At 70.2% G+C, this 25232-nt stretch carries 24 protein-coding genes; 5 read left to right on the top strand and 19 right to left on the bottom strand.

Features of this window, described 5'->3' with window-relative positions; genetic code table 11:
- Positions 1 to 13 precede the first annotated feature (13 nt).
- The 11 genes from nuoK to IEZ19_RS36780 are packed head-to-tail and all read right to left on the bottom strand — an operon-like array spanning position 14 to position 10726.
- Positions 14 to 313, bottom strand: coding sequence for an NADH-quinone oxidoreductase subunit NuoK (nuoK, locus tag IEZ19_RS36830; protein ID WP_073901863.1), 300 nt, complete (start codon positions 311 to 313; stop codon positions 14 to 16).
- Positions 310 to 1152: an NADH-quinone oxidoreductase subunit J gene (locus tag IEZ19_RS36825; protein WP_189315748.1), complete on the bottom strand. Its 843-nt coding sequence runs from the start codon at positions 1150 to 1152 to the stop codon at positions 310 to 312. Before IEZ19_RS36825 ends, nuoK begins: the two co-directional genes overlap by 4 nt.
- Positions 1149 to 1760 carry an NADH-quinone oxidoreductase subunit NuoI gene (nuoI, locus tag IEZ19_RS36820; RefSeq protein WP_189315747.1) on the bottom strand — a complete coding sequence of 204 codons (612 nt, stop codon included), beginning with the start codon at positions 1758 to 1760 and terminating at the stop codon, positions 1149 to 1151. The genes IEZ19_RS36825 and nuoI overlap by 4 nt, the downstream gene beginning before the upstream one ends.
- Positions 1753 to 3117 (bottom strand): NADH-quinone oxidoreductase subunit NuoH, encoded by a 1365-nt coding sequence (nuoH, locus tag IEZ19_RS36815; RefSeq protein WP_189315746.1) that lies wholly within the window; start codon positions 3115 to 3117, stop codon positions 1753 to 1755. Before nuoH ends, nuoI begins: the two co-directional genes overlap by 8 nt.
- Complete coding sequence (locus IEZ19_RS36810) at positions 3114 to 5618, bottom strand: NADH-quinone oxidoreductase subunit G (RefSeq protein ID WP_189315745.1); 2505 nt, start codon at positions 5616 to 5618, stop codon at positions 3114 to 3116. The genes nuoH and IEZ19_RS36810 overlap by 4 nt, the downstream gene beginning before the upstream one ends.
- Complete coding sequence (nuoF, locus tag IEZ19_RS36805) at positions 5615 to 6961, bottom strand: NADH-quinone oxidoreductase subunit NuoF (protein WP_373297110.1); 1347 nt, start codon at positions 6959 to 6961, stop codon at positions 5615 to 5617. The genes IEZ19_RS36810 and nuoF overlap by 4 nt, the downstream gene beginning before the upstream one ends.
- The gene (gene nuoE / locus IEZ19_RS36800; protein ID WP_189315743.1) at positions 6961 to 7743 is read right to left on the bottom strand and encodes an NADH-quinone oxidoreductase subunit NuoE; all 783 of its coding nucleotides are present in this window, start codon (positions 7741 to 7743) and stop codon (positions 6961 to 6963) included. Before nuoE ends, nuoF begins: the two co-directional genes overlap by 1 nt.
- Complete coding sequence (locus IEZ19_RS36795) at positions 7740 to 9062, bottom strand: NADH-quinone oxidoreductase subunit D (protein WP_189315742.1); 1323 nt, start codon at positions 9060 to 9062, stop codon at positions 7740 to 7742. The genes nuoE and IEZ19_RS36795 overlap by 4 nt, the downstream gene beginning before the upstream one ends.
- Entirely contained in the window at positions 9059 to 9802 is a 744-nt protein-coding gene (locus IEZ19_RS36790; protein WP_189315741.1) for an NADH-quinone oxidoreductase subunit C, read from the bottom strand. Before IEZ19_RS36790 ends, IEZ19_RS36795 begins: the two co-directional genes overlap by 4 nt.
- The gene (locus IEZ19_RS36785; protein WP_006133126.1) at positions 9799 to 10353 is read right to left on the bottom strand and encodes a NuoB/complex I 20 kDa subunit family protein; all 555 of its coding nucleotides are present in this window, start codon (positions 10351 to 10353) and stop codon (positions 9799 to 9801) included. The genes IEZ19_RS36790 and IEZ19_RS36785 overlap by 4 nt, the downstream gene beginning before the upstream one ends.
- Positions 10354 to 10366: 13 nt before the next feature.
- On the bottom strand, positions 10367 to 10726 hold the full coding sequence (locus tag IEZ19_RS36780) for an NADH-quinone oxidoreductase subunit A (RefSeq protein WP_189315740.1): 360 nt from the start codon (positions 10724 to 10726) through the stop codon (positions 10367 to 10369).
- A gap of 745 nt (positions 10727 to 11471) precedes the next feature.
- Here IEZ19_RS36780 and IEZ19_RS36775 point away from each other — a divergent pair.
- Positions 11472 to 12299: a C40 family peptidase gene (locus IEZ19_RS36775; protein ID WP_189315739.1), complete on the top strand. Its 828-nt coding sequence runs from the start codon at positions 11472 to 11474 to the stop codon at positions 12297 to 12299.
- Positions 12300 to 12374: 75 nt separating this feature from the next.
- On the opposite strand, the gene IEZ19_RS36770 is transcribed toward IEZ19_RS36775, so the two are convergent.
- Positions 12375 to 14189, bottom strand: a complete 1815-nt coding sequence (locus IEZ19_RS36770; RefSeq protein ID WP_189315738.1) for a hydroxysqualene dehydroxylase — start codon at positions 14187 to 14189, stop codon at positions 12375 to 12377.
- 91 nt (positions 14190 to 14280) lie between these two features.
- On the opposite strand from IEZ19_RS36770, the gene def reads away from it, so the two are divergent.
- The gene (gene def, locus IEZ19_RS36765) at positions 14281 to 14910 is read left to right on the top strand and encodes a peptide deformylase (RefSeq protein ID WP_189315737.1); all 630 of its coding nucleotides are present in this window, start codon (positions 14281 to 14283) and stop codon (positions 14908 to 14910) included.
- 15 nt (positions 14911 to 14925) lie between these two features.
- Here the strand turns inward: def and IEZ19_RS36760 are convergent, their stop codons facing one another.
- Together IEZ19_RS36760 and IEZ19_RS36755 are read right to left on the bottom strand one after the other, a co-directional pair.
- Positions 14926 to 15234, bottom strand: a complete 309-nt coding sequence (locus tag IEZ19_RS36760; protein ID WP_189315736.1) for a hypothetical protein — start codon at positions 15232 to 15234, stop codon at positions 14926 to 14928.
- A gap of 131 nt (positions 15235 to 15365) precedes the next feature.
- Positions 15366 to 16700, bottom strand: a complete 1335-nt coding sequence (locus tag IEZ19_RS36755) for a geranylgeranyl reductase family protein (protein ID WP_189315735.1) — start codon at positions 16698 to 16700, stop codon at positions 15366 to 15368.
- A gap of 47 nt (positions 16701 to 16747) precedes the next feature.
- On the opposite strand from IEZ19_RS36755, the gene IEZ19_RS36750 reads away from it, so the two are divergent.
- Together IEZ19_RS36750 and IEZ19_RS36745 are read left to right on the top strand one after the other, a co-directional pair.
- Positions 16748 to 17269 carry a GNAT family N-acetyltransferase gene (locus IEZ19_RS36750; protein ID WP_229841250.1) on the top strand — a complete coding sequence of 174 codons (522 nt, stop codon included), beginning with the start codon at positions 16748 to 16750 and terminating at the stop codon, positions 17267 to 17269.
- 119 nt (positions 17270 to 17388) lie between these two features.
- Positions 17389 to 17697, top strand: coding sequence for a PASTA domain-containing protein (locus tag IEZ19_RS36745; RefSeq protein ID WP_189315733.1), 309 nt, complete (start codon positions 17389 to 17391; stop codon positions 17695 to 17697).
- Between the two features lie 81 nt (positions 17698 to 17778).
- Here IEZ19_RS36745 and IEZ19_RS36740 read toward each other — a convergent pair whose 3' ends face one another.
- The 5 genes from IEZ19_RS36740 to IEZ19_RS36720 all read right to left on the bottom strand — a co-directional run bounded on the left by IEZ19_RS36740 (position 17779) and on the right by IEZ19_RS36720 (position 24210).
- Positions 17779 to 18474 carry a demethylmenaquinone methyltransferase gene (locus IEZ19_RS36740; RefSeq protein WP_189315732.1) on the bottom strand — a complete coding sequence of 232 codons (696 nt, stop codon included), beginning with the start codon at positions 18472 to 18474 and terminating at the stop codon, positions 17779 to 17781.
- Between the two features lie 106 nt (positions 18475 to 18580).
- Positions 18581 to 19180, bottom strand: a complete 600-nt coding sequence (locus tag IEZ19_RS36735; protein ID WP_189315731.1) for an amidohydrolase family protein — start codon at positions 19178 to 19180, stop codon at positions 18581 to 18583.
- Positions 19181 to 19196: 16 nt separating this feature from the next.
- Positions 19197 to 20396: a cyclic dehypoxanthinyl futalosine synthase gene (gene mqnC / locus IEZ19_RS36730; RefSeq protein WP_189315730.1), complete on the bottom strand. Its 1200-nt coding sequence runs from the start codon at positions 20394 to 20396 to the stop codon at positions 19197 to 19199.
- A 72-nt stretch (positions 20397 to 20468) separates the two neighbouring features.
- Positions 20469 to 21230, bottom strand: a complete 762-nt coding sequence (locus IEZ19_RS36725) for a prepilin peptidase (protein ID WP_189315729.1) — start codon at positions 21228 to 21230, stop codon at positions 20469 to 20471.
- A gap of 34 nt (positions 21231 to 21264) precedes the next feature.
- A complete protein-coding gene (locus IEZ19_RS36720; protein ID WP_189315728.1) occupies positions 21265 to 24210 on the bottom strand; it encodes a bacterial transcriptional activator domain-containing protein in 2946 nt (981 codons plus the stop codon).
- A gap of 373 nt (positions 24211 to 24583) precedes the next feature.
- Here IEZ19_RS36720 and IEZ19_RS36715 point away from each other — a divergent pair, with 373 nt between their 5' ends.
- Positions 24584 to 25231 (top strand): hypothetical protein, encoded by a 648-nt coding sequence (locus IEZ19_RS36715; RefSeq protein ID WP_189315727.1) that lies wholly within the window; start codon positions 24584 to 24586, stop codon positions 25229 to 25231.
- Position 25232: the final 1 nt, after the last annotated feature.

Below are 25232 nucleotides of genomic sequence, written 5' to 3'. Positions count from 1 at the left end.
ATTCAGCGACCCCTTACAGCTTCATCAGGCTGGCGTCGTCGACCGAGGCCGAGTGGCGGGTACGGAACAGCGACACGATGATCGCGAGCCCGACCACGACCTCCGCGGCGGCGACGACCATCGTGAAGAAGGCGATGATCTGGCCGTCGAGATTGCCGTGCATCCGGGAGAAGACGACGAACGCGAGGTTGCAGGCGTTGAGCATCAGCTCGATGCACATGAACACGACGATCGCGTTGCGCCTGATCAGCACGCCGGTCGCGCCGATCGTGAACAACAGGGCGGCGAGATAGAGGTAGTTGACCGGGTTCACTTCGACGCCTCCTCGGCCCGCTTGAGGTTGGCCGGCTCGATCGCCGTACGCTCCAGCCGTTCCTCGGCGCGCTGTTCCAGGGCCTTGAGGTCGTTGAGGGCCTCGGCCGACACGTCACGGATCTGGCCGCGTTCGCGCAGCGTCTTGTTGACGGTGAGCTCGGACGGGGTGCCGTCGGGCAGCAGGCCCGCGATGTCCACGGCGTTGTGCCGGGCGTAGACACCGGGTGCGGGCAGCGGCGGGACGTGCTTGCCCTCGCGCACGCGCTGTTCGGCCAGCTCGCGCTGGGTCTTGGCGCGTTCGGTGCGCTCGCGGTGGGTGAGCACCATGGCGCCGACGGCGGCCGTGATGAGCAGGGCGCCGGTGATTTCGAAGGCGAAGACGTACTTGGTGAAGATGAGGGCGGCGAGGCCCTCCACGTTGCCGTTCGCGTTCGCCCGGCCGGTGCCGTTGAACTCCGTCAGCGTCGCGTTCCCGATCCCGCCGAGCAGCAGGACCCCGAAGCCGACCCCGCACAGCAGGGCCAGCCAGCGCTGGCCCTGGATGGTCTCCTTCAGGGAGTCCGCGGCGGTCACGCCGACGAGCATCACCACGAAGAGGAACAGCATCATGATCGCGCCGGTGTAGACGACGATCTGCACGATGCCCAGGAAGTACGCGCCGTTGGCGAGGTAGAACACCGCCAGGACGATCATGGTCCCGGCGAGGCTGAGCGCGCTGTGCACGGCCTTCTTCATGAAGACGGTGCCCAGGGCGCCGATCACGGCGACGGTGCCGAGGACCCAGAACTGGAAGGCCTCGCCGGTGGAGGTGGTGTAGGCGGCGAGCTGCGCACTCATGCGTCCACCTCCTGGTCTTCCGGCTGCTCGCCCTTGGAGACGGCCACCTGGCGTACGGTCCCGGGCGCGGCCTCCGTGACGAGGCCCCGGTAGTAGTCCTGCTCGTCCGTGCCCGGGAAGATCGCGTGCGGGGTGTCGACCATGCCCTCGTCCAGACCGGCGAGCAGCTGCTCCTTGGTGTAGATGAGGTTGGCGCGGCTGGAGTCGGCCAGCTCGAACTCGTTGGTCATCGTGAGCGCGCGCGTGGGGCACGCCTCGATGCACAGGCCGCACAGGATGCAGCGGGCGTAGTTGATCTGGTAGACGCGGCCGTACCGCTCACCCGGGGAGTAGCGCTCCTCGTCCGTGTTGTCGGCGCCCTCCACATAGATGGCGTCGGCGGGACAGGCCCAGGCGCACAGCTCGCAGCCCACGCACTTCTCCAGGCCGTCCGGATGGCGGTTGAGCTGGTGCCGTCCGTGGAACCGCGGAGCCGTGGTCTTCTTCTGTTCCGGGTACTGCTCGGTCAGCCGCTTCTTGAACATGGCCTTGAAGGTCACGCCGAAGCCGGCTACGGGGTTCATGAAGCCAGGCTTCAACTGCTCGGTCTCCTTCGGCTCCTCAGCCATCGGACGCCTCCTTTCCATCCGAAGATCCGTCACTGACAGTGTCCGACCCGCCACTGACAATCAGCTCGCGTTCGCGGCGGGGACGACGCCTGGGCACCGGCGGCAGCTCCTGGCCGGGCATCGGCGGTACGGGGAATCCGCCCGCCATCGGGTCGAACCCGATCATCTCGGCCGCGGGCCGCTCGGCCGGCTTCGCCTTGTCGCGGAACATGTCGACGACGAACGACAGCAGCAACAGGGCCAGGACACCGCCGCCGACGTAGAGGGCGATGTCGGCGAAGTCGTAGTTCTCGTTCCTGAGGGTCCGTACGGTCGCGACGAGCATCAGCCAGACCACGGAGACCGGGATGAGCACCTTCCAGCCGAGCTTCATCAGCTGGTCGTAGCGCACGCGCGGGAGCGTGCCGCGCAGCCAGATGAAGAAGAAGAGCAGCAACTGGACCTTGATGACGAACCAGAGCATCGGCCACCAGCCGTGGTTCGCGCCCTCCCAGAAGGTGCTGATCGGCCACGGAGCGCGCCAGCCGCCGAGGAAGAGCGTGGTCGACACGGCCGACACCGTCACCATGTTCACGTACTCGGCGAGCATGAACAGCGCGAACTTGATGGACGAGTACTCGGTGTTGAAGCCGCCGACCAGGTCGCCCTCGGACTCCGGCATGTCGAAGGGGGCGCGGTTGGTCTCGCCGACCATCGTGACGATGTACAGGATGAAGGAGACCGGCAGCAGGAGGATGTACCAGCGGTCCTGCTGCTGCTCGACGATCGTCGACGTCGACATCGACCCCGAGTAGAGGAACACGGAGGCGAACGCGGCGCCCATGGCGATCTCGTACGAGATCATCTGCGCGCAGGAGCGCAGTCCGCCGAGCAGCGGGTAGGTCGATCCGGAACTCCAACCCGCCAGCACGATGCCGTAGATGCCGACCGAGGCGACCGCGAGGATGTAGAGCATCGCGATCGGCAGGTCGGTGAGCTGCATCGTGGTGCGGTGGCCGAAGACCGAGATCTCGTTTCCGGCCGGCCCGAAGGGGATCACCGCGATCGCCATGAAGGCCGGGACGGCCGCGACGACCGGCGCGAGGATGTAGACCACCTTGTCGGCGCGCTTGACGATGACGTCTTCCTTGAGCATCAGCTTCACGCCGTCGGCGAGCGACTGGAGCATGCCCCAGGGGCCGTGCCGGTTGGGACCGATGCGCAACTGCATCCAGGCGACGACCTTGCGCTCCCAGACGATGGAGAACAGCACGGTCACCATGAGGAAGGCGAAACAGAAGACGGCCTTCACGACGACCAGCCACCACGGATCGGTGCCGAACATCGAGAGGTCTTCAGCGGCGAGGTACGGGCTCATGCCTCCACCTCCTTGGGGGCCTCACCGGCGAGCGGCGCCGGGCCGATGCGGACGAGGGCGCCGGGCAGCGCCCCGGTGTCGGAGGCCACGCCCCCGCCGGCGGAGTTGAGCGGGAGCCAGACCACCCGGTCGGGCATCCCGGTGACCTGGAGCGGAAGTTCGACCGTCCCGGCGGGCCCGCTGACGGCGAGGAGGTCGCCGTCCTTGACGCCCGCCTCGGCAGCGGTCGCGGCCGACACGCGCGCGCGTGCCGCGTGCCGGGTGCCGGCGAGCGCGTCGTCGCCCTCCTGGAGGACGCCCTGGTCGAGCAGCAGCCGGTGCCCCGCGAGCACGGCCTCACCGGCCGCCGGTCGCGGCAGCACGGCCGACGACTCCAGCGGCTCGGAGGCCCGCGGCCCGTCCCAGCCGCCGAGCCGGTCGAGCTCCGCGCGCGTGGTGCGCAGGTCCGGCAGCCCCAGGTGTACGTCCATGGCGTCGGCCAGCATCTGCAGCACGCGCGCGTCGGTCGGCGCCAGGCGCCGGGTCATCTGCTCGGGCTTGAGCGCGGCCTCGAAGAAGCGGGCCCGGCCTTCCCAGTTGAGGAAGGTGCCCGCCTTCTCGGCGACCGCGGCGACCGGCAGGACGACGTCGGCGTGCTCGGTTACCTCGGTGGGCCGCTGCTCGAGCGACACCAGGAAGCCGACCGCCGCGAGCGCCTGACGCGCGCGTGCCGGGTCGGGCAGGTCGGCGACCTCCACGCCCGCGACCACCAGGGCCGACAGTTCGCCGGTGGCGGCGGCCTCGACGATCTGGCCGGTGTCCCGGCCGTGGCGGAGCGGGAGTTCGGCCAGGCCCCAGGCCGCGGCGACCTCCTCACGCGCGCGTGGGTCGGCCGCCGGACGTCCGCCGGGCAGCAGCGCCGGCAGCGCGCCGGCCTCGATCGCGCCGCGCTCTCCGGCACGGCGCGGGATCCACACCAGCTGCGCGCCGGTCGCGGACGCGGCCCGTACGGCGGCGGTCAGACCACCGGCGACGGCGGCCAGCCGCTCGCCGACGACGATGACCGCGCCCTCGGCGCGCAGCGCCTCGGCGGCCGTGGTGCCGGAGTCCTCCAGGCCGACGCCGCTGGCCAGCGCGTCCAGCCACTCGGTCTCGGTGCCGGGCGCGGCCGGCAGCAGCGTGCCGCCCGCCTTCTCCAGGCCCCGGGTGGCGTAGGTGGCGAGCGAGAACACCTTCTGCTTGCGCTTGCGCCAGGCCTTGCGCAGCCGCAGGAAGACGCCGGGCGCCTCCTCCTCCGACTCGAACCCGACCAGCAGGACGGCGGGCGCCTTCTCCAGCGAGGTGTACGTGACACCCGTACCGTCGAGATCGCGTCCGCGTCCGGCGACCCGCGCGGCCAGGAAGTCGGCCTCCTCGCCGCTGTGCACGCGCGCGCGGAAGTCGATGTCGTTGGTGTCGAGCGCCACGCGCGCGAACTTGCTGTAAGCGTAGGCGTCCTCGACGGTGAGGCGGCCACCGGTGAGGACACCGGCCCTGGCCTTCGCCGCGGACAGCCCGGTGGCCGCGGCGTCCAGCGCCTCGGGCCAGGACGCGGGCTCCAGGACGCCGTCCGCATTGCGCACCAGGGGCGTGTCGAGGCGGTCCTTCAGCTGCGCGTACCGGAACGCGAACCGTCCCTTGTCGCAGATCCACTCCTCGTTGACCTCGGGGTCGGAGGCGGCGAGGCGGCGCATGACCTTGCCGCGCCGGTGGTCCGTCCGGGTCGCGCAGCCGCCTGCACAGTGCTCGCACACCGACGGCGAGGAGACCAGGTCGAACGGGCGGGAGCGGAAGCGGTACGCCGCCGAGGTGAGCGCGCCGACCGGGCAGATCTGGATGGTGTTCCCGGAGAAGTACGACTCGAAGGGGTCGCCCTCGCCGGTGCCCACCTGCTGGAGCGCGCCCCGTTCCAGCAGCTCGATCATCGGGTCGCCCGCGATCTGCTGGGAGAACCGGGTGCAGCGGGCACACAGCACGCAGCGCTCCCGGTCGAGCAGCACCTGCGTGGAGATCGGGACCGGCTTCTCGTACGTGCGCTTGCGGCCCTCGAAGCGGGACTCGGCGTTGCCGTGCGACATGGCCTGGTTCTGCAGCGGGCACTCACCGCCCTTGTCGCAGACCGGGCAGTCCAGCGGGTGGTTGATGAGCAGCAGCTCCATCACCCCGTGCTGGGCCTTCTCGGCGACCTGCGAGGTGAGCTGGGTCTTCACCACCATCCCGTCGGTGCACGTGATCGTGCAGGACGCCATGGGCTTGCGCTGGCCCTCGACCTCGACGATGCACTGGCGGCAGGCGCCGACCGGGTCGAGGAGAGGGTGGTCGCAGAAGCGGGGGACCTCGATGCCGAGCTGTTCGGCGGCCCGGATGACCAGGGTGCCCTTGGGCACGCTGATCTCGGCGCCGTCGATCGTCAGCGTGACGAGGTCTTCCGGCGGGACCGCCGCCTCTCCCCCTCCGGAGGGAGCACTGGTGGTCACGGTCATGCGTTCACCTCCGGGCGGTCCGCCCAGGCCGTCGACTTGGCCGGGTCGAAGGGGCAGCCCCGGCCCGTGATGTGCTGCTCGTACTCCTCGCGGAAGTACTTGAGCGAGGAGAAGATCGGTGCGGCGGCTCCGTCGCCGAGGGCGCAGAAGGCCTTGCCGTTGATGTTGTCGGCGATGTCGGCCAGCTTGTCGAGGTCGGACATGGCGCCCTTGCCCGCCTCGATGTCGCGCATCAACTGGACGAGCCAGTACGTGCCTTCGCGGCAGGGCGTGCACTTGCCGCAGGACTCGTGGGCGTAGAACTCGGTCCAGCGGGTGACGGCGCGCACGACGCAGGTCGTCTCGTCGAAGCACTGGAGTGCTTTCGTGCCGAGCATGGAACCCGCGGCACCCACGCCCTCGTAATCAAGAGGGACGTCGAGGTGCTCGTCGGTGAACATCGGCGTCGAGGAGCCGCCCGGCGTCCAGAACTTCAGCCGGTGCCCGGACCGCATCCCGCCGCTCATGTCGAGGAGTTGGCGCAGCGTGATGCCCAGCGGCGCCTCGTACTGGCCGGGGCTCGCGACGTGGCCGCTGAGCGAGTAGAGCGTGAAGCCCGGGGACTTCTCGCTCCCCATCGACCTGAACCACTCTTTCCCGTTTTTCAGGATGGCGGGAACCGACGCGATCGACTCGACGTTGTTCACAACAGTCGGGCAGGCATAGAGCCCTTCGACGGCAGGGAAAGGGGGACGCAGCCGCGGTTGACCACGGCGGCCCTCGAGCGAGTCGAGCAACGCGGTCTCCTCACCGCAGATGTACGCGCCGGCGCCGGCATGCACGGTGAGGTCCAGGTCGAGTCCGCTGCCCAGGATGTTCTCGCCGAGGTAGCCCGCCGCGTAGGCCTCGCGCACGGCCTCGTGCAACCGCCGCAGAACAGGGACGACTTCACCACGCAGATAGATGAAGGCATGCGACGACCTGATGGCATAACACGCGATCACAATGCCCTCGATGAGGCTGTGCGGGTTCGCGAAGAGGAGCGGGATGTCCTTGCAGGTTCCCGGCTCCGATTCGTCGGCGTTGACAACCAGATAGTGCGGTTTTCCATCACCCTGGGGGATGAACTGCCATTTCATTCCCGTCGGGAATCCCGCGCCGCCGCGCCCGCGCAGACCGGACTCCTTGACGTACGCGATCAGGTCGTCCGGCGACATCGCGAGCGCCTTGCGCAGCCCCTCGTACCCCTCGTGCCTCCGGTAGACGTCCAGCGTCCAGGACCCGTCCTCGTCCCAGAAGGCCGACAGCACAGGTGCGAGCAGCTTCTCGGGACTGGTGTCCTTGAGTTCGGATGTCACGGTCATCACTCCCCCTCCTCGGATGCCGGGCCGTTGGACGGCGTGTCCTGAGGTTCCTGGGCCCGCGGATGGACCACACGCGTGTGTGCGGCCTCTCCCCTTGCCAGGCGAAGGCCCACCAGCGATGCGGGTCCCGCGCTGCCGCTCTCCTCGACGGCCCCCGGCCGCTCGTCGGGGAAGCCCGCCAGGATCCGGGCGGTCTCCTTGAAGGTGCACAGGCGCGCCCCGCGCGTGGGCTCGACGGGACGCCCCTCCCGCAGGTCGTCGACGAGGCGCGCTGCGCTGGCCGGGGTCTGGTTGTCGAAGAACTCCCAGTTGACCATCACGACCGGCGCGTAGTCGCAGGCCGCGTTGCACTCGATGTGCTCCAGGGTGACCTTGCCGTCGTCGGTGGTCTCGCCGTTGCCGACGCCGAGGTGCTCCTGGAGCGTCTCGAAGATCGCGTCACCGCCCATGACCGCGCACAGGGTGTTGGTGCACACACCCACCTGGTAGTCACCGGAGGGCTTGCGCCGGTACATGGTGTAGAAGGTGGCGACCGCGGTGACCTCGGCCGTGGTCAGGTCCAGCATGTCCGCGCAGAACTGCATCCCGGTGCGCGTGACATGGCCCTCCTCCGACTGCACGAGGTGCAGCATCGGCAGCAGGGCGGACCGGGAGTCGGGGTAACGCGCGATGATCTCACGCGCGTCCGCCTCCAGCCGGGCCCGGACGTCGTCCGGATACGCGGGTGCGGGCAGTTCGGGCATGCCCAGGCTGACGCCCCGCTCCGAAGAACTGGTGGTCACCGGTCGACGCCTCCCATCACGGGGTCGATGGACGCGACGGCGACGATGACGTCGGCGACCTGGCCGCCCTCGCACATCGCCGCCATGGCCTGCAGGTTGGTGAAGGACGGGTCGCGGAAGTGGACCCGGTAGGGGCGGGTGCCGCCGTCGGACACGGCATGCACCCCGAGTTCGCCCTTCGGCGACTCGACGGCCGCGTACACCTGTCCCGGCGGGACGCGGAAGCCCTCGGTCACCAGCTTGAAGTGGTGGATCAAGGCCTCCATGGAGGTGCCCATGATCTTCTTGATGTGGTCGAGAGAGTTGCCGAGTCCGTCCGGTCCCAGGGCGAGCTGGGCGGGCCAGGCGATCTTCTTGTCGGCGACCATGACCGGTCCGGGCTGGAGCCGGTCCAGGCACTGCTCGACGATCCCGAGCGACTGGCGCATCTCCTCCAGCCGGATCAGGAAGCGGCCGTAGGCGTCGCAGGTGTCGGCGGTCGGGATCTCGAAGTCGTAGGTCTCGTAGCCGCAGTACGGCTGCGTCTTGCGCAGGTCGTGCGGCAGGCCGGCGGAGCGCAGGATCGGGCCGGTGGCACCCAGGGCCATGCAGCCGGCCAGGTCGAGGTAGCCGATGCCCTGCATACGGGCCTTGAAAATGGGGTTCCCGGTGGCGAGCTTGTCGTACTCCAGGAGGTTCTTCTTCATCTTCTTCACGAACTCGCGGATCTGGTCCACCGCGCCCGGCGGCAGGTCCTGGGCGAGTCCGCCGGGCCGGATGTACGCGTGGTTCATCCGCAGGCCCGTGACCAGCTCGTAGATGTCGAGAATCATTTCACGATCACGGAATCCGTAGATCATGATCGTGGTGGCGCCCAGCTCCATGCCACCGGTGGCGATGCACACCAGGTGCGAGGACAGCCGGTTCAGCTCCATCAGGAGCACCCGGATGATCGTGGCGCGCTCGGTGATCTGCTCCTCGATACCGAGGAGCTTCTCGACGGCGAGACAGTAGGCGGTCTCATTGAAGAAGGACGTCAGGTAATCCATGCGCGTCACGAACGTGGTGCCCTGCGTCCACGTGCGGTACTCGAGGTTCTTCTCGATACCGGTGTGGAGGTAGCCGATGCCGCACCGGGCCTCGGTGACCGTCTCGCCCTCGATCTCCAGGATCAGGCGGAGCACACCGTGGGTGGACGGGTGCTGGGGACCCATGTTGACGACGATGCGCTCGTCGTCGGCGCGGGCCGCGGTCTGGACGACCTCGTCCCAGTCGCCGCCGGTCACCGTGTATACGGTGCCCTCGGTGGTTTCACGGGCGGCTGCTGACTGCGTGCTCACGAGTACGACCTCCGCTGGTCCGGAGCCGGGATCTGGGCGCCCTTGTACTCGACGGGGATGCCGCCGAGGGGGTAGTCCTTGCGCTGCGGATGGCCCTGCCAGTCGTCCGGCATCATGATCCGCGTCAGGGCCGGGTGACCGTCGAAGACGATCCCGAAGAAGTCGTAGGTCTCCCGCTCGTGCCAGTCGTTGGTCGGATAGACCGACACCAGCGACGGGATGTGCGGGTCGCTGTCGGGGGCGCTGACCTCGATGCGGATCAGCCGGTTGTGGGTGATCGAGCGCAGGTGGTAGACGGCGTGCAGCTCCCGGCCCTTGTCCTGGAGATAGTGGACGCCGCTCACGCCGGTGCACAGTTCGAAGCGCAGGGCCGGGTCGTCGCGCAGGGTGCGGGCGACGCGCAGCAGGTGCTCGCGCTCGATGTGGAAGGTGAGTTCGTCCCGGTCGACGACCGTCTTCTCGATGGCGTTCCCGGGAACGAGTCCCTGCTCCTCCAGGGCGCCCTCGAGTTCGTCGGCGACCTCGTCGAACCAGCCGCCGTAGGGGCGGGTCGCAGGCCCGGGGAGTCGGATGGAGCGGACCAGTCCGCCGTAGCCGGAGGTGTCCCCGCCGTTGTCGGCACCGAACATGCCGCGCTGGACGCGGATCTCCTCGCCGCCCTCGCCGCGCTGGCCGGGGAGGTTGGAGGCGCCGAGGTCCTTCTCGGGGTTGACCCCGTTGGTGCCGTTCGCGTCACTCACCGCAGCAGCCCCTTCATCTCGATCGTGGGCAGGGCCTTGAGCGCCGCCTCCTCCGCCTCGCGGGCCGCTTCCTCGGCGTTGACGCCGAGCTTGGAGGACTGGATCTTCTGGTGGAGCTTGAGGATCGCGTCCATCAGCATCTCGGGCCGGGGCGGGCAGCCGGGGAGATAGATGTCGACCGGGACGACATGGTCGACACCCTGGACGATCGCGTAGTTGTTGAACATGCCGCCCGAGGAGGCGCAGACGCCCATGGAGATCACCCACTTCGGGTTGGGCATCTGGTCGTAGACCTGCCGCAGCACCGGCGCCATCTTCTGGCTGACCCGGCCCGCGACGATCATCAGGTCCGCCTGCCGCGGCGAGCCGCGGAAGACCTCCATGCCGAAGCGCGCCAAGTCGTAACGGCCGGCGCCGGTGGTCATCATCTCGATGGCACAGCAGGCGAGGCCGAACGTCGCGGGGAAGACGGACGACTTGCGCACCCAGCCCGCGGCCTGCTCGACGGTGGTCAGCAGGAAGCCGCTCGGCAGCTTTTCTTCGAGTCCCATGTCCTTAGGCCCCTCAGTCCCATTCCAGGCCGCCGCGCCGCCATACGTACGCGTACGCGACGAAGACGGTGAGCACGAAGAGCAGCATCTCCACGAGCCCGAAAACACCCAGGGCGTCGAAGGTGACGGCCCAGGGGTAGAGGAAGACGATCTCGATGTCGAAGACGATGAAGAGCATCGCCGTCAGGTAGTACTTGATCGGGAAGCGCCCGCCGCCGGCCGGCGTGGGGGTCGGCTCGATGCCGCATTCATAGGCCTCGACCTTCGCGCGGTTGTACCGCTTGGGCCCGATCAGCGTGGCCATGACCACGGAGAAGATCGCAAAGCCTGCCCCGAGGGCTCCCAGTACGAGGATGGGCGCATACGCGTTCACCGCTCCTCGCTCCTCTCAGTCGGCACTGACTGCTGGCGGTTGGCGTCGGGCTCGCATCCGCCTCACCCGTCCCACGCGCCTCGCTCGTCCCGGACGAAGATCGAGAACATGTGAAGCAGGTCACAAGCCCAACTGCCTCGCATCTTATGCCCGCCGCTCTGTGATCTGCGACACGGGGTATTACACAAGCTTTGTGATCTCCACCACCTGACGAAGGATCATGAAGTCGGATGAGCGGTGATCTTCGCACTCGAAGCGTTCGAGCGATCACCAGAGGTGACATTTTCACTCGTCGTCGCAGGCCGGAGGGGTCGTCTCCATATCAAGAGGGTTCCCTTGCATGCAAATTGGCGCTGGACCGACCGACTTGATAGAGCCCGGCATTCACACATCAGAGGGAGGCGCGGGGCGCGATGTGGACACGTGCATGCGTTCACGAAGTCGTGGCGTGCTCCGGGCGCGTGAGACGCGGCCGTCCCGGTAACCGTTCCGTGACCTCCGCCACATCCATGAGAGTCGTCTGAGAACCAGGCTTGGCCACACGCTCCAACGGATGGTAAGCGCGGGGCAATTCGGGCGTAATGACGAAACCCCATGATCATGGGCTTGATCACCGACGTCCGCAATGTCCGTTACGGCGTCAATAAAGAACGTCGCGCCCGCGATTCACGGTCTCGATTGAGCAACTGTGGCGCAGCACACGTTTCTTGAAGATATGAAGGAGCCCCTGATACCGGTTGTTCCCATGTCCCACACCGCTCACATACGCAGCCACCGGAAGCCCCGTAACCGCAGCGCGTCGACCATCGCGATGCGGGCCGGAGTTGCCGGTGGCGTCCTCAGCCTGGCCACTGCCGGTGCGTCGGCATCGGCGTACGCCGCCGAGCCGGCGACCCAGACGCTCGAACTGCCCGCCCTGACGGCGGACATGGCCACCCAGATCGCCCAGTCCGCGTACGCCACGCAGCAGGCCGCCGCGAACTACCAACTGCAGGCCGAACGTGACGCGGCCGCCGCAAAGGCCGCGAAGCAGGCCAAGGCGGACCTCGCCGAGGCGAAGGCGAAGGCGAGGGCGAAGGCCGAGGCCAAGAAGAAGGCCGCCGCCGCGGCGGCCGCCCGCAAGGCCGCCGCCGAGGCCGCCTCGCGCTCCTCGGAGCGGACCACGCTCGCCGCCACCGCCACGAGCAGCGGCAGCTCCACGAGCACGTCCACAGCCACCGGTTCGGCCGCCACGGTCGTCGCCTTCGTGAAGGCCCAGGTCGGCAAGGCCTATGTCTCCGGCGCCACCGGGCCGTCGGCCTACGACTGCTCCGGTCTCGTCCAGGCGGCCTTCAAGCAGGTCGGCATCAACCTGCCGCGGGTCGCGCAGGACCAGTCCACCGCCGGCACCCAGGTCTCGCTGAGCAACCTGCAGCCGGGCGACATCCTCTACTGGGGCGGTGCGGGCAGCGCCTACCACGTGGCGGTGTACGTCGGCGACGGCATGTTCGTCGGCGCGCAGAACCCCTCCAGCGGCGTCGTCGAGAAGCCGCTGTCGTACGACCCGCCGTCCGGCGCCGTGCGGGTGCTCTGAGCACACCGCCGTACGGAAGGGCCGCAGCCGCTCGGGGGCAGCGGCCCTTCCTCCACATCCCGGACTTTCTCCGGTCTAGCCCAGGTCGAAGGTGTTGGGCAGGCCGAGGCGGTAGCGCAGTTCGTCGACCCGCTTGAGGGGTTCCATCTCCGGAGGACGGAACAGTTCCCGGATCCGGCACCGCTCGACGTCCGAATTGTCCGCATCCAGTAGCGCGTTGACGGCCCGTCGCGCGGCCTCGTTGGCGCCCTCCATCGTGGCCAGGTCCACGTCCGTGCGGATGTAGTCGCCGGCCAGGAAGAAGTTCGACACCGCCGTCCTGGCCGACGGACGGTTGTAGAGCGTGCCCGTGGGGTGGATGAGCAGCTGCTCGCGGTTCTGCGGGTCGGGGCCGCCGAGGCCGGTCACCGCCGGGTCCATGAACCAGCCGAGCCGGTCCTCGTCCCTGAGCGTCGTCTTGCCGGAGTCGTTCAGGCCGTCCTTCAGCTGGGCCCACAGTTCGGCGACGATCTCGTCCTTCGTGCACTCGCGGGCCGTCTTGCCGTACAGGATGCCGGGCTTGTCCCACTCGGAGATGATCGCCGAGAGACAGTCGCGAGCCCGGCCGTCCCCGTAGTCGCGCGAAAAGTCCCGTACGTCCCAGAACTGGGCCTGTCCGATGCCCGTCACCGCCCAGGGCGAGTCGAGGCAGTTGATGTGGCCGTGCACGACGGGCGTGGGTGAGCGCAGATAGAACATCACGCCGGTCATCCAGTCCGTCCGCAGCGCGTCACAGCGGCCGAGCTGCGGGTCGGCCGCGCGCAGGGCCGGGCCCCATGTCAGGCGCGCATGCTCGACGGGCAGCGCGGAGACGTAGTGGTCGGCTGTGACGGTGCGCTCCTGGCCGCCGCCGCGGGCCGCGACGCGCACGCCGGTCACGCGGCCGCCCTCGTACACCACCTCGCGGGCCTCCGTGCCGAGGACGAACTCGACGCCGAGGGAGCGCAGATGGGCCTCCCAGGGGTCGATCCAGGCCTCGCTCGTCGGGGCGTTGAGCACGCGGTCGATGTCGGCGTCGCCGTCCATGCCCCGGCCGAGCAGCCCCCACAGCAGCAGGGCCTCGATGATGACGCGGCCGACCGTGCGGGTGGAGGCGATCTCGGCGCGGGTGGCGACGAGGTTGCGGGTCTGGCCGATGCCGAGGACCACCTGGTATTCGCGGCTCATGTCGCCGGCGCGGATGAAGTCCCACCAAGCCGTCTTCTCCCACTGGTCCTCGCGGCGGGCGTCGCAGCTGGTGAGGTGGACCAGGAGACGGTCGGCGAAGTAGGCGGCCTCGTGCGCGGGCAGGCGGGTGCCCTCGTCGAGGACGGAGAGGATCTGGTCGCGGATCCAGCTCGTGGTGAGGTCGCCGGGCGCCGGCGGGGTGGTGGCCCGGCGCAGCGGGAAGTGCAGATCCGGACGACCGGCGTCGCGGGCGAACAGCGCCTCCGTACCGCTGCGGAGGTTGTCGTGGACGCCGTGTGCGTTGCCGGGGAAGGGGATGCGGCGCATCATGTCCGGCAGGTTCCGGTAGAAGCCGGGGAAGAAGCGGAAGCCGTGCTCGCCGGGGAGGGGCTTGCGGCCGTCCGTGCCGGTGCCGGGGACGTCCATGGAGCGTGCCTTGCCGCCGAGGGCGTCGTAGTACTCGTAGACGGTGACGGCGTAGCCGCGCTCGGCGAGTTCCTGGGCGGCGCTGAGGCCGGAGACGCCGCCGCCGAGGACGGCGACGCGCTTGCTCGAGGAGGCCGCCGCGGCGCTGCCGGCGGGCCATGAGGCGGTGGCGCCGACCGCTCCCCCGGCGGCCGCCAGGAAGCGTCTGCGGGTCGGTCCGGGGTTCTCGTGCGACCGCTGCACGGGTTCTGTTGTCATGAGAACCGGAGGGTAGGCAGGGGCTCCGCAGGCCGGAACCCCGTCGGCCCTGTCACCCACAGCATCCTCACAAGCACTAGGAGAAACAGCGATGCCCAGCGTGTTCGTGCAAGGCAGGCCCGTCGGCTCCTATCCGCGGCTCGCGCCCGAGGCCCGGCGTGGTGCGGTACGGCGCATCACCGAGGTCGGCGAGGAGGTCCTGCACAAGCCGTGCCGGGACGTCACGGAGTTCGGGCCCGACCTCGCCGCGCTCATCGACGACATGTTCCTGACGATGTACATCGCCGACGGGGCGGGACTCGCGGCGAACCAAGTCGGTGTCGGACTGCGGCTGTTCGTCTACGACTGCCCCGACGACGACGGTGTCCGGCATGTCGGGCACATCGTCAATCCGGTCCTCGACCAGGCGGGCCCGGGCCACCGGCGGCTGCTCGACGAGGGCGAGGGGTGTCTGTCGGTGCCGGGCGCGACGATGGACGTACCGCGTCCCGACCGGGCCGTCGTACGCGGACAGGACAAGGACGGCAACCCGCTCGTCATCGAGGGCACCGGTTACTTCGCGCGCTGCCTCGCCCATGAGACCGATCACGTCAACGGGCACGTGTACATCGACCGGCTCTCGAAGCGGGAGCGCAAGGAGGCGTTGCGGCAGGTGGCGGACCGCCGGGAGGAGGTCTTCGCCCGCCGGGCCGCCAACGAGGCCGCGCTGAACGGCTCCTGAAGGCCGTCCTGGCCGTCAGGGCACCCGCACGTCGTGGTGCGCCTCGGCGCGCTGCCTGTCCTCGGGCGTCAGGTCGGAGTCCCGCACCGGCACGACCCATGCCCAGTGGCGGCCGACCGGGCAGTACTGCCAGCGGTACGGGCCGAGGCGTACGGCCTTGAAGGACGCACCCGGGATCCAGATGGTCGTGGAGAGGTGGCCGTCGCGGCACCGGACGACGGTGTCGGTGCCCAGGCGGTAGCCGCGGCGGCGCGCGACGACGGTGGCACCGACGAGGGCCGCCGCCACGAGGGCGAGGGGCAGGAGGGCTGCCGGATTCTTCATGGGACTGCACCTGCGATCCGGGCCGAAGGGGTTCCGCAAGGTCAGTGTGCGGCGCCCGCCGGGTGCGGGCCAGGGGCTGAACGGCCCCCGGCCCGCACCTTGACGCACTTCATACGCGCGGGGTGTCCCCGTCAGGCCTTCGGGGCCACCTTGCTCAGCCCGTTGATGATCCGGTCCATCGCGTCGCCGCCCGTCGGGTCGGTGAGGTTGGCCAGGAGCTTCAGGGTGAACTTCATCAGGACCGGGTGGGTCAGGCCGCGCTGGGCGGCGATCTGCATCACCTTCGGGTTGCCGATGAGCTTCACGAAGGCGCGGCCCAGCGTGTAGTACCCGCCGTAAGTGTCCTTGAGGACGCGCGGGTAGCGCCGCAGGGCCAGTTCGCGGCTCGCCGGCGTCGGGCGCGCGTGCGCCTGGACGATGACGTCGGCGGCGAGCTGGCCGGACTCCATGGCGTAGGCGATGCCCTCGCCGTTGAAGGGGTTCACCAGACCGCCCGCGTCGCCGACGAGCAGCAGGCCCTTGGTGTAGTGCGGCTGGCGGTTGAAGGCCATCGGCAGGGCGGCGCCGCGGATCGGGCCGGTCATGTTCTCCGGGGTGTAGCCCCAGTCCTCGGGCATGGACGCGCACCAGGCCTTGAGGATCTCGCGCCAGTCCAGTTCCTTGAAGGCGGCGGAGGTGTTGAGGACGCCCAGGCCGACGTTCGAGGTGCCGTCGCCCATGCCGAAGATCCAGCCGTAGCCGGGCAGGAGGCGGTCCTGGGGGCCGCGGCGGTCCCAGAGTTCCAGCCAGGACTCGAGGTAGTCGTCGTCGTGGCGCGGGGAGGTGAAGTACGTGCGGACCGCGACGCCCATCGGGCGGTCCTCGCGGCGGTGCAGGCCCATCGCGAGGGACAGCCGGGTGGAGTTGCCGTCGGCGGCGACGACGAGCGGCGCGTGGAAGGTGACCTCACGCTTGTCCTCGCCGAGCTTGGCCGTCACACCGGTGATGCGGCCGGTGACGTCGTCGATGATGGGCCCGGAGACGTTGCAGCGCTCGTACAGCCGCGCGCCCGCCTTCTGGGCGTTGCGGGCCAGCTGCTCGTCGAAGTCGTCGCGCTTGCGGACGAGTCCGTAGTCCGGGAAGGAGGCGAGATCCGGCCAGTCGAGCTGGAGCCGGACGCCACCGCCGATGATCCTCAGACCCTTGTTGCGCAGCCAGCCGGCCTCCTCGGAGATGTCGATGCCCATCGACACCAACTGCTTGACGGCGCGCGGGGTGAGACCGTCGCCGCAGACCTTCTCCCGCGGGAACTCGGTCTTCTCCAGCAGGAGGACGTCGAGGCCGGCCCGGGCCAGGTGGTACGCGGTCGTGGAGCCGGCTGGCCCCGCGCCCACGACGATCACATCGGCGGTGTTGTCGGAGTGGGGCTCGGTCACGACGGGATCTCCCCAAGAGTCGAAATCTGCGTGCCGACCGGCACTGGACATGGGCAGTCTATTCAGCAGAATTGATCACCCGGCTGAAGGGCTGCCCAGTGAACCGAGCTCTCCCCGAAGTACGGCTGCGCGTACCCACCCACGAGGACGCCGTCACCTGGCACCGGATCTTCGCCGACCCGGACGTCATGGAGTTCCACGGCGGCAGGGCCGCGGAGCTGTCCGTCTACGAAGAGCTCACCGCGCGGCAGCGCAGACACGATGCCGAGCACGGCTTCTGCCTGTGGTCGATGGTCGACGGATCCGGCGAGGTCATCGGCTTCACGGGTGCCCAGCCCTGGAACCGGGACTGGGGGCCGACGGGCGAGATCGAGATCGGCTGGCGGCTCGGGAGGGCGCACTGGGGCAAGGGGTTCGTCACGGCGGCGGCGCACGAGACCCTGGCGCGGCTGCGGGCGGCGGGCGTGCCGGGAGTGGTGGCGATGGTCGACGCCCGCAACGAGCGCTCGATCGCGGTCACCCGGCGCCTGGGCATGCGGCTCGCGGAGACGTTCACCACCCCGCAGTCGCAACTGCGGGGGCACTGCTTCCGTCTCGAGCTGAAACCGGCGGCGTCGTGACTGACAGTAATCAACTGTTACAGTAAGCCACTTGGCGCTTCCGAGCGGCGTGGGCACGGGTTACCCTTCCAGTACCGCTGGGGGTGACATCTGTGCGTATAACACCCAAAACACCCGAAGTGCGCGTTCCACGGCTGGTCGGTCTGATGGCCGTGGACGCGCGCGAGACGGCCCGGGCGCAGGGCCTGTTCCTCGCCGCGCCGGACCGCCCGGACTTCCACCTCACCGTCGTCGACTACGTCGTACGCCAGTACCCGCAGCCCGGTGCCGAGGTGCCGCGGGAATCCATGGTGTACGTCTGGTTCGACTTCGGTGAGGGCGAAGGCGGCGGAGGAGTTCGCGAGCCACGCATCCCGAGGCCGCCCAGGGGCGGGCTGCAGCGGGAGCTGGACGAACCCGGGGACGCCTTCGAGGTGATCAACCGATGAGCCGGCCCACGGAGGGTCCGGCTCGGTGTGCCTGGGAGCCCTTGGCAGGCCCGCTCGGTCCTGGGTGGACCCCGGGTCCGCTCACTCCCCCTTGAACCCCCGGTGCAGGGCGACCACCCCGCCGGTGAGGTTGCGCCAGGCCACCTTCGACCAGCCCGCCTTGCGCAGCCGCTCGGCCAGCGCGGGCTGATCGGGCCAGGCGCGGATGGACTCCGCGAGGTAGACGTACGCGTCCGGGTTGGAGGAGACCGCGCGGGCGACCGGGGGCAGGGCGCGCATCAGGTACTCGGTGTAGACGGTCCGGAAGGGCGTCCACGTCGGGTGCGAGAACTCGCAGATCACGACCCGCCCGCCGGGCCGGGTCACCCGGTACATCTCGCGCAGGGCGGCGTCCGTGTCCTGCACGTTGCGCAGCCCGAAGGAGATCGTCACGGCGTCGAAGGTGTCGTCCTTGAACGGCAGCCGGGTCGCGTCGCCCGCGGTGAAGGGCAGCCAGGTGTTGCGCTTCTTGCCGACCTGGAGCATGCCGATCGAGAAGTCGCAGGGGACGACGTAGGCGCCGGTCCGGGCGAAGGGCAGCGACGAGGTGGCTGTACCGGCCGCGAGGTCGAGGACCTTTTGTGCGGGGCGCGCGTCGACCGCCTTCGCGACCTCCTTGCGCCATCGCCGGTCCTGCCCGAGGGACAGCACGTCGTTGGTGAGGTCGTACCGTTCCGCCACGTTGTCGAACATCGAGGCGACTTCGTGCGGCTGCTTGTCCAGGGATGCGCGGGTCACCCGCCCATTGTGGCAGCAGGGGGTACGGCACCGCGGAAGCGCCCTCACCTCCACCCGTGCGGCCCACGGCCGGCCGGCGCAGGCCTTCGGCGCCGGTTCCCCGGGATCAGCGCCCCCGGTACACCAGCCGCCCGGCGATCACGGTCGCCACGCAGGTCCCGGCTCCGCGGCGGACCAGTTCGGCGCGGTCCGAGACGTCGAACACGGCGAACCGGGCGGGTCCGCCCGGCACGAGCCGCGGCAGCAGGATCAGGGGGGTCGAGGACAGCGCCGCCGGTCCCGGGAGGCGGTCGGGCCGCTGCCCGATGGCGAGTCCGACCCTGCGCACGGCGTCGACGACGGCCCGCGAGCGCAGCTCCCCGGCCACCGCCACCGTGCCGTGCGCGAGCATCCGCTGCACCCCGCGCCGCGCGCTCGCGCCGAGGCGTGCGGGATCGCTGCGGAAGATCTCCCGCGCCCGCTCCCCTCCGATGGGCTCGGTGCCGAGGGCGTCGGCCTCGCGCGGGTCGGGGTGGTAGGTGGCCTCCAGCAGCTCCGGACCGTACGGGTTCAGCAGCCCCGGGGTGAGGATGCCGGGCCAGCGCCGGACCCTCGCCCCGGGTTCGGCGGCGGCCAGTTCCTCGTACGGGCCGATGGCGGCGATGGACGCGCCGTCGACCAGAACCGCCGTCTCGGGGGAGCGCTCGGCGAGGTGAAGTGTCAGCACGGCAGGGCCAGTCGGATCAGTTGGACGCGAGCAGCTTCAGCTCGGGGTGGGCCGTGCCCCCCTCGATCGCCGTGGACGAGATGTGCGACATCACGCGCTCGTCGACGGGGTCGTTCGCCGGGTCGTCGTGGACGACCAGGTGCTCGTACGTCGTCGCCCGCTGCGCCGGGACACGGCCCGCCTTGCGGATCAGGTCGATGATCTCGAGGCGGTTGGAGCGGTGCTTGGCGCCGGCCGAGGAGACGACGTTCTCCTCCAGCATGATCGAGCCGAGGTCGTCGGCACCGTAGTGCAGCGACAGCTGGCCGGTCTCCTTGCCCGTGGTGAGCCAGGACCCCTGGATGTGCTGGACGTTGTCCAGGAAGAGGCGCGCGATCGCGATCATCCGCAGGTACTCGAAGAGCGTGGCCTGCGTGCGGCCCTTCAAGTGGTTGTTCTCGGGCTGGTACGTGTACGGGATGAAGGCCCGGAAGCCGCCCGTGCGGTCCTGGACGTCCCGGATCATCCGCAGGTGCTCGATGCGCTCGGCGTTGGTCTCGCCCGTGCCCATCAGCATCGTCGACGTGGACTCCACGCCCAGGTTGTGCGCGGTCTCCATGATCTCCAGCCAGCGCTCGCCGCTCTCCTTCAGCGGGGCGATGGCCTTGCGCGGCCGCTCGGGCAGGAGCTCCGCGCCGGCGCCCGCGAAGGAGTCCAGACCCGCCGCGTGGATACGGGTGATGGCCTCCTCCACCGAGACACCGCTGATCCGGGCCATGTGCTCGACCTCGGAGGCGCCGAGGGAGTGGATGACCAGCTGGGGGAAGGCGTCCTTGATGGCCTTGAAGTGCTTCTCGTAGTACTCGACGCCGTAGTCCGGGTGGTGCCCGCCCTGGAACATGATCTGCGTGCCGCCCAGTTCGACGGTCTCCGCGCACCGGCGCAGGATGTCGTCGAGGTCGCGGGTCCAGCCCTTGGCGGTGTCCTTGGGGGCGGCGTAGAAGGCGCAGAACCTGCACGCCGTGACGCACACGTTCGTGTAGTTGATGTTGCGCTCGATGATGTACGTCGCGATGTGCTCGATGCCCGCGTACTTGCGGCGGCGTACGGCGTCGGCGGCGGCGCCCAGCGCGTGCAGCGGGGCGTCGCGGTAGAGGACGAGGGCCTCTTCGGGGGTGATCCGCCCACCGGCGGCGGCACGGTCGAGGACGGGCTGAAGGTCGGCCTTCTCGGACACCGGGCGTCCCTTTCGTCAAGGGGTTGTGGACAGACCGATCCAGCCTACGCCAGCGGTTTCGCCGTACCGATGTCAGGCCGTGTACGCCCCGACCAGCAGCCCGGCGTACGCCCCCGCGATCAGGAACGGCCCGAACGGTATCGCCGTCTTCCGTCCGGCCCGCCGGGCGACGACGAGCGCTCCGCCGTACAGCGCGCCGAACAGGAACCCGGCGAAGGTGCCGAGCATGACGGTCGCCCAGCCGTACCAGCCCAGTACGGCGCCCATGCCGAGCGCGAGTTTCACATCGCCGAAGCCCATGCCGGCCGGGTTGATGAGGAACAGCACGAAGTAGCCGCCGCCGAGCGCGAGGGCGCCGTACAGCGCGGTGAGCCAGTCGCCGGCGTGCTCCGGTGCGAGGGTGACGAGTGCGAGCAGGCCGAGGGCGGCGGCCGCGAGGGGCAGGGTCAGCGGGTCCGGCAGCCGCTGCACCCGGAAGTCCACCACCGCGAGCAGCACACCGAGGGGCGCGAGGAGCAGCCACACACCGAGTTCGGGGCGGGTGCCGGTGGCGGCGGCGAGGGCGGCACAGACGAGGGCGGTGGCCGTGGCGAGGGGCAGGGTGAGGAGGCCGTATGACGGTTGGGCGTGCGGCGGTCGGTCGTACGGCTGCCCCGCGCATTCCGTGCAGCGTGCTCGGCCGAGCCAGCCGCGCACCGGATGCCCGGCCGGGCACCGCTCCCGCCAGGGCTCCCCCGCCGGGGCGGAGAAGCGGTAGGCGGCGCGCGGCAGCACGGCGCCGGTCGCGGCGCCCCACACGGCGGCGACCACGACGAGCGCAAGGTCACTGCTCATACCGCGCCCCCCTGTCTCTCGTGCCGCACGTCGCTCATCCGGCCGCGGCCGCGCCCTCGCGCCACGTCGGGAGCAGCTCGTCCAGGAGCGCCTCGGTACGCGGCGGCAGGCCGCGGGCGCCGCTGCGGGTGACGAGGTCGGCTGCGAGGGAGCGGACGCGGTCCGGGTCGCCGGTGGCGTGGGTGGCGCGCAGCAGCTCGTTCCACAGGCGCTCGTCGGCCGGGGCGGTCTTCAGCGCCGCGTCGAGTGCCTCGATCGCCTTCTCCGCGCGGTCCTTCTCCAGGTGGAACGCGGACAGCGCGAGCCCGATGTCGGCGACGAGCAGCGGGAGCTGGGCGTCGACGATCTCGTGCGTGAGCCAGCGGTAGCGGCCCTCGGGCCGGTCGGCGAGGAGCGGGCCGCGGACCAGGACCAGCGCGTCGGTGAGCAGCCGCCCCCTGACGGCGCGGCTGTCGACGCCCTTGCCCTGCGTGGCCTCGTGGTAGAGGGAGCGCAGTACGTCCAGGTCGGAGACGACGGACTTGGCGACCGTGAGCCGCCCGGTCGCGTCGGCACCGAGACGGGGCGTGCCGTCGGGGTCGGCGCCGAGCCAGGCGCGCAACCGCTCGATCAGCGCGTCGCGTACGTCCTCCGTGACCCCGCGCGGCCACAGCGCGGAGGCCAGCACACGCGGGTGCACGCCCTCGCGGTGCAGAAGCAGCAGCGCGAGCGCCTCGTGGAGCAGGGCGCTGCGCTCGCCGTCCGGGGTGTCGAGGCCGATGATCTCGTACGGCCCCACGAGGCGGGCGTACACCGCGGGCCGTCCCTGTTCGCTGATGTCGACGAGGAACGGCGGGGTGGTGGCCGGTCCGTCCGGGTCGCGCTCGGGGTCGGCCTCGACGAACAGCTCGACGACCGCGCGCTGTTGGACGGCCGGAAGCAGCTGCGCGTCCAACTCCAGCCCGAGGAGCGGCGCGAGCAGCTTGCCCTCGGCCGTGATCTCCATCTCCCAGGCGGCGCCGGGCAGATCGCCGGTCTCGGTGCCGACCAGGTAGCCGATGCCGAGCCGGGCGGCGTCGGCGGCGAGTTCGGCGAGCTTGAGGGCGTCCTCGGCGGAGGGCTGAGCGGCGAGCAGGACGAGGTGCGGTGCCCAACGGGTGTGCTGCGCGGGCCCCGTACGCCCGGTGAGGACGGAGTCGTGCCCGGCCGCGCCCAGCGCGCCCCGCCGCTGCCTCGTCTCGGCCTCCATGGTCTCGACGAGCGCCTCGATGCCGTCGAGGTGGCGCAGCCGGTTGGGCGCGAGGGGGGTGAGGTCCTCGCCGAAGCCGACGAGGGTGATGGTCATGCGGTCCGACCAGCCGTTGGTGGCGAGTTCGGCGGCGACGGAGGCGAACAGGGCGGCCCGGTCGGCCTCGCGCCCGCTGAGGGAGACGATGCCGGGCACGGCCTCCAGGTTGAGCAGCAGGCGCGAGTCGTCCATGGTGCCGAGGCTGACGAGGCCGGGGTAGGGGGCGGCGGCGTCGACGTCCTCGTACCGCTCGGCGTCGGCGCGGGCCAGCATCCAGAACGTCTGGTCCTGCCCGAGCTGCCACGGTGCGGGCGGCTTGCCGGCGGGCTGGGCGAGCTGGAGGTGCAGGTCGCCGTTGCTCATCCAGGCCGCGTAGACGACGGGCAGGGCGCGCGACTCGGCGGTGAGCTGCGCGGCGAGGCCGCGGAGCGACCGGTCGAGGAGCCGCACGCCCTCCGGGTCGGCGCCGATGAGCAGCGCGTCCTGGACGTCCTGGGTATCGCCGGTCGGCGTGGGCGGCTCCATGCCGCGCCGCCCGCCGACGGCGCCGAGCGCCGACTGCCACATCGACTGCCGGCGCCGGCGCCCGAGGGCACCGAGGAGACCGGCGGCGAGGAGGGGGGCGCCGATGAGGGCTTCGGGCAGACCGAAGGAGTGGGCGACGGCGGGTGCGGCGTGCTCGTGCCCCTGCCGGGATGCGCCGTCGGAGGCGGGCCGCTGCTGGGGCAACGAGACCTGAGAGGCACCCTGGGAGGCGCCCCCGCCGTGCTCCTGCTGTCCTTGCTGCTGGGCGTGGTCGCCGCTCCTGGAGTAGTCGTGGATCTGCTGCTGGACGTCCGGGGAGACGTGGGCGTCGGGCATCTCGACGAGTTCGCCGCCGTGCGCGTCGGCGGGCATCTCCATGATCCAGCCGGGCCGGATGAGGCTGGCCTCGGAGAGCCGGGACCCGTCGGGCTGGGTGCGGTCCTTGTTGAGCTCGTAGATCTCCTTGTACCGGCGGCCGTCGCCGAGGTGCCGCTGCGCTATCTCCCACAGGGAGTCGTGATGGCGGCCCTCGGGGGGCTGGATCCGGTAGTACTTCGTCCCGCCGTCCCTGGCCGTACCGCCGCCGTGGTCGGCCTGGGCGGCGGCGTGCGAGGCCTGTCCGGCGAGGGCGGCCGCGGAGTGGGCAGCCTGCTCCTGCTGCTGTGCGAACAGTCCCGGGGTCTGCTGCGCGGCGGCGACCGTGGGCTTCTGATTGCCCTCGATGCTGTGTCCGAGCTGCGACAGACCCGGGGTGAGGCTGGCCGCGGTGGCCCCCACGAGCAGGAACGCGGCGACGAGTTGCCGGGCGAGCAGCTGGCTGGGGCCGGCTCCGGGCACGCGCCCGGCCAGACCGGCACCGGTCACCGCGGCCTTGACCTCGACGAGCACGCACGCGGTGAACTGCGCCCAGGCGAGCCAGACGATCACCGTCAGGATGTTCAGGAACGTCGTCACGGTGATCGGGCGCTGCAGCCAGTCCAGACTCGGCGCCCCGTGCGGCAGGGGCCAGCCGACGATGACGGCCAGCGCGCCGGGCACGCCGACGACGAGCACGAGCAGAGCGACGAACGCGAAGAACGCCCTGACGAAGTCCCCGAACGTACGCCGTCGGATACGCACCGGCTGCGGTGTCCGATTCCGCGGGCCTGTCGGGCTTCCCGTCGAGCTTGATGTGCTGCGTCGCGCCATGGCGGGTGTCCTGGGTCGTGTGTGGAAGGAGTGGGTTGCGGCGGTGGGTCGAGCCTGTCGAGCCTACAGAGATCCTATTGACTGGGACTGACAGCGTCGAAGGGCGGAAGCACAACAAGCAAGGCACACGGGCCGTTTCCTCACGGAATGCGAGAGAAGGGGTGTGCGGATGCGAGGGACGGGGTGAGCGGCGAACGCCAACACACGGCCGACGCGCACGAACTGCGCACCGGAGCCCCCTTCGCGACCACCACGTGCCACCCCTCCACAATCCCCACACAATCCCCCACGGCCGCTCGGTTCCCCGCCATACGCCCCTGATAGCTTCGTTCCCCGCCGCACAGACGTCGAACACCGGGGGAGAGACCGAACCGTGGCCCGCCGCGCTCTGACCACCACCGCCACCGTCCTCACGACCACCGCGGCCCTGCTGCTCACGGCATGCGGAGGCGGCGACGACAAGCAGGACGACATCAAGGGGGCGGACACGGGCTCCACGAGCCCTTCGGCTTCGGCGTCGGCCTCGCAGGCCTCCGGGATCAAGCGCCCCGACATCAAGCTCCCCGGCGAGTTCCAGCTGACGTTCGACGGCTGGACGAGCGGCGACGCCGTCGAACAGGCCGTCCTCGACGACGCCAAGGAACAGCTTCGGGCGGGATACGCGGCGATCATCGCCGACGAGCCGGACGGCGGTGACGCCCTCGCCTTCTACGACACGGCGTCGGGACTTTCACAGGACCGGCAGTGGATCAAGACGTACACGAGCAAGAACCTCACCGTCTTCGGCAAGCTGCCGGCGTACGACCCCGAGTTCACCCTCCTCGGCGACAAGAAGACGCGTGCCGTGGTGTCGTACTGCACGGACGAGAGCAAGGCGTACACGAGAAACCGCGCGACGAAGGAGGTCCAGGGGAATCCGGCAGGCACGGACCCCAAGGTCTTCTACACCGTCACGCTGGCCAAGAACGCCGACGGCGTCTGGCAGAACGTGTCCACGCGCGGCAAGAGGGGCGGCTGCTGAC

It is taken from the genome of Streptomyces brasiliensis, assembly GCF_014647875.1.
GTDB classification, from domain to species: domain Bacteria; phylum Actinomycetota; class Actinomycetes; order Streptomycetales; family Streptomycetaceae; genus Streptomyces; species Streptomyces brasiliensis.
Note: the sequence above shows the minus strand (reverse complement) of the source record. Positions and strands in the feature narration are given on the sequence as shown.

Excerpts from the sequence above, each read along its gene's own strand:
- IEZ19_RS36825 (WP_189315748.1), bottom strand. The coding sequence starts at position 1,152 with ATGAGTGCGCAGCTCGCCGCCTACACCACCTCCACCGGCGAGGCCTTC.
- nuoI (WP_189315747.1), bottom strand. The coding sequence starts at position 1,760 with ATGGCTGAGGAGCCGAAGGAGACCGAGCAGTTGAAGCCTGGCTTCATG.
- nuoH (WP_189315746.1), bottom strand. The coding sequence starts at position 3,117 with ATGAGCCCGTACCTCGCCGCTGAAGACCTCTCGATGTTCGGCACCGAT.
- IEZ19_RS36810 (WP_189315745.1), bottom strand. The coding sequence starts at position 5,618 with ATGACCGTGACCACCAGTGCTCCCTCCGGAGGGGGAGAGGCGGCGGTC.
- nuoF (WP_373297110.1), bottom strand. The coding sequence starts at position 6,961 with ATGACCGTGACATCCGAACTCAAGGACACCAGTCCCGAGAAGCTGCTC.
- IEZ19_RS36785 (WP_006133126.1), bottom strand. The coding sequence starts at position 10,353 with ATGGGACTCGAAGAAAAGCTGCCGAGCGGCTTCCTGCTGACCACCGTC.
- IEZ19_RS36775 (WP_189315739.1), top strand. The coding sequence starts at position 11,472 with ATGTCCCACACCGCTCACATACGCAGCCACCGGAAGCCCCGTAACCGC.
- IEZ19_RS36770 (WP_189315738.1), bottom strand. The coding sequence starts at position 14,189 with ATGACAACAGAACCCGTGCAGCGGTCGCACGAGAACCCCGGACCGACC.
- def (WP_189315737.1), top strand. The coding sequence starts at position 14,281 with ATGCCCAGCGTGTTCGTGCAAGGCAGGCCCGTCGGCTCCTATCCGCGG.
- IEZ19_RS36760 (WP_189315736.1), bottom strand. The coding sequence starts at position 15,234 with ATGAAGAATCCGGCAGCCCTCCTGCCCCTCGCCCTCGTGGCGGCGGCC.
- IEZ19_RS36755 (WP_189315735.1), bottom strand. The coding sequence starts at position 16,700 with ATGTCCAGTGCCGGTCGGCACGCAGATTTCGACTCTTGGGGAGATCCC.
- IEZ19_RS36725 (WP_189315729.1), bottom strand. The coding sequence starts at position 21,230 with ATGAGCAGTGACCTTGCGCTCGTCGTGGTCGCCGCCGTGTGGGGCGCC.
- IEZ19_RS36720 (WP_189315728.1), bottom strand. The coding sequence starts at position 24,210 with ATGGCGCGACGCAGCACATCAAGCTCGACGGGAAGCCCGACAGGCCCG.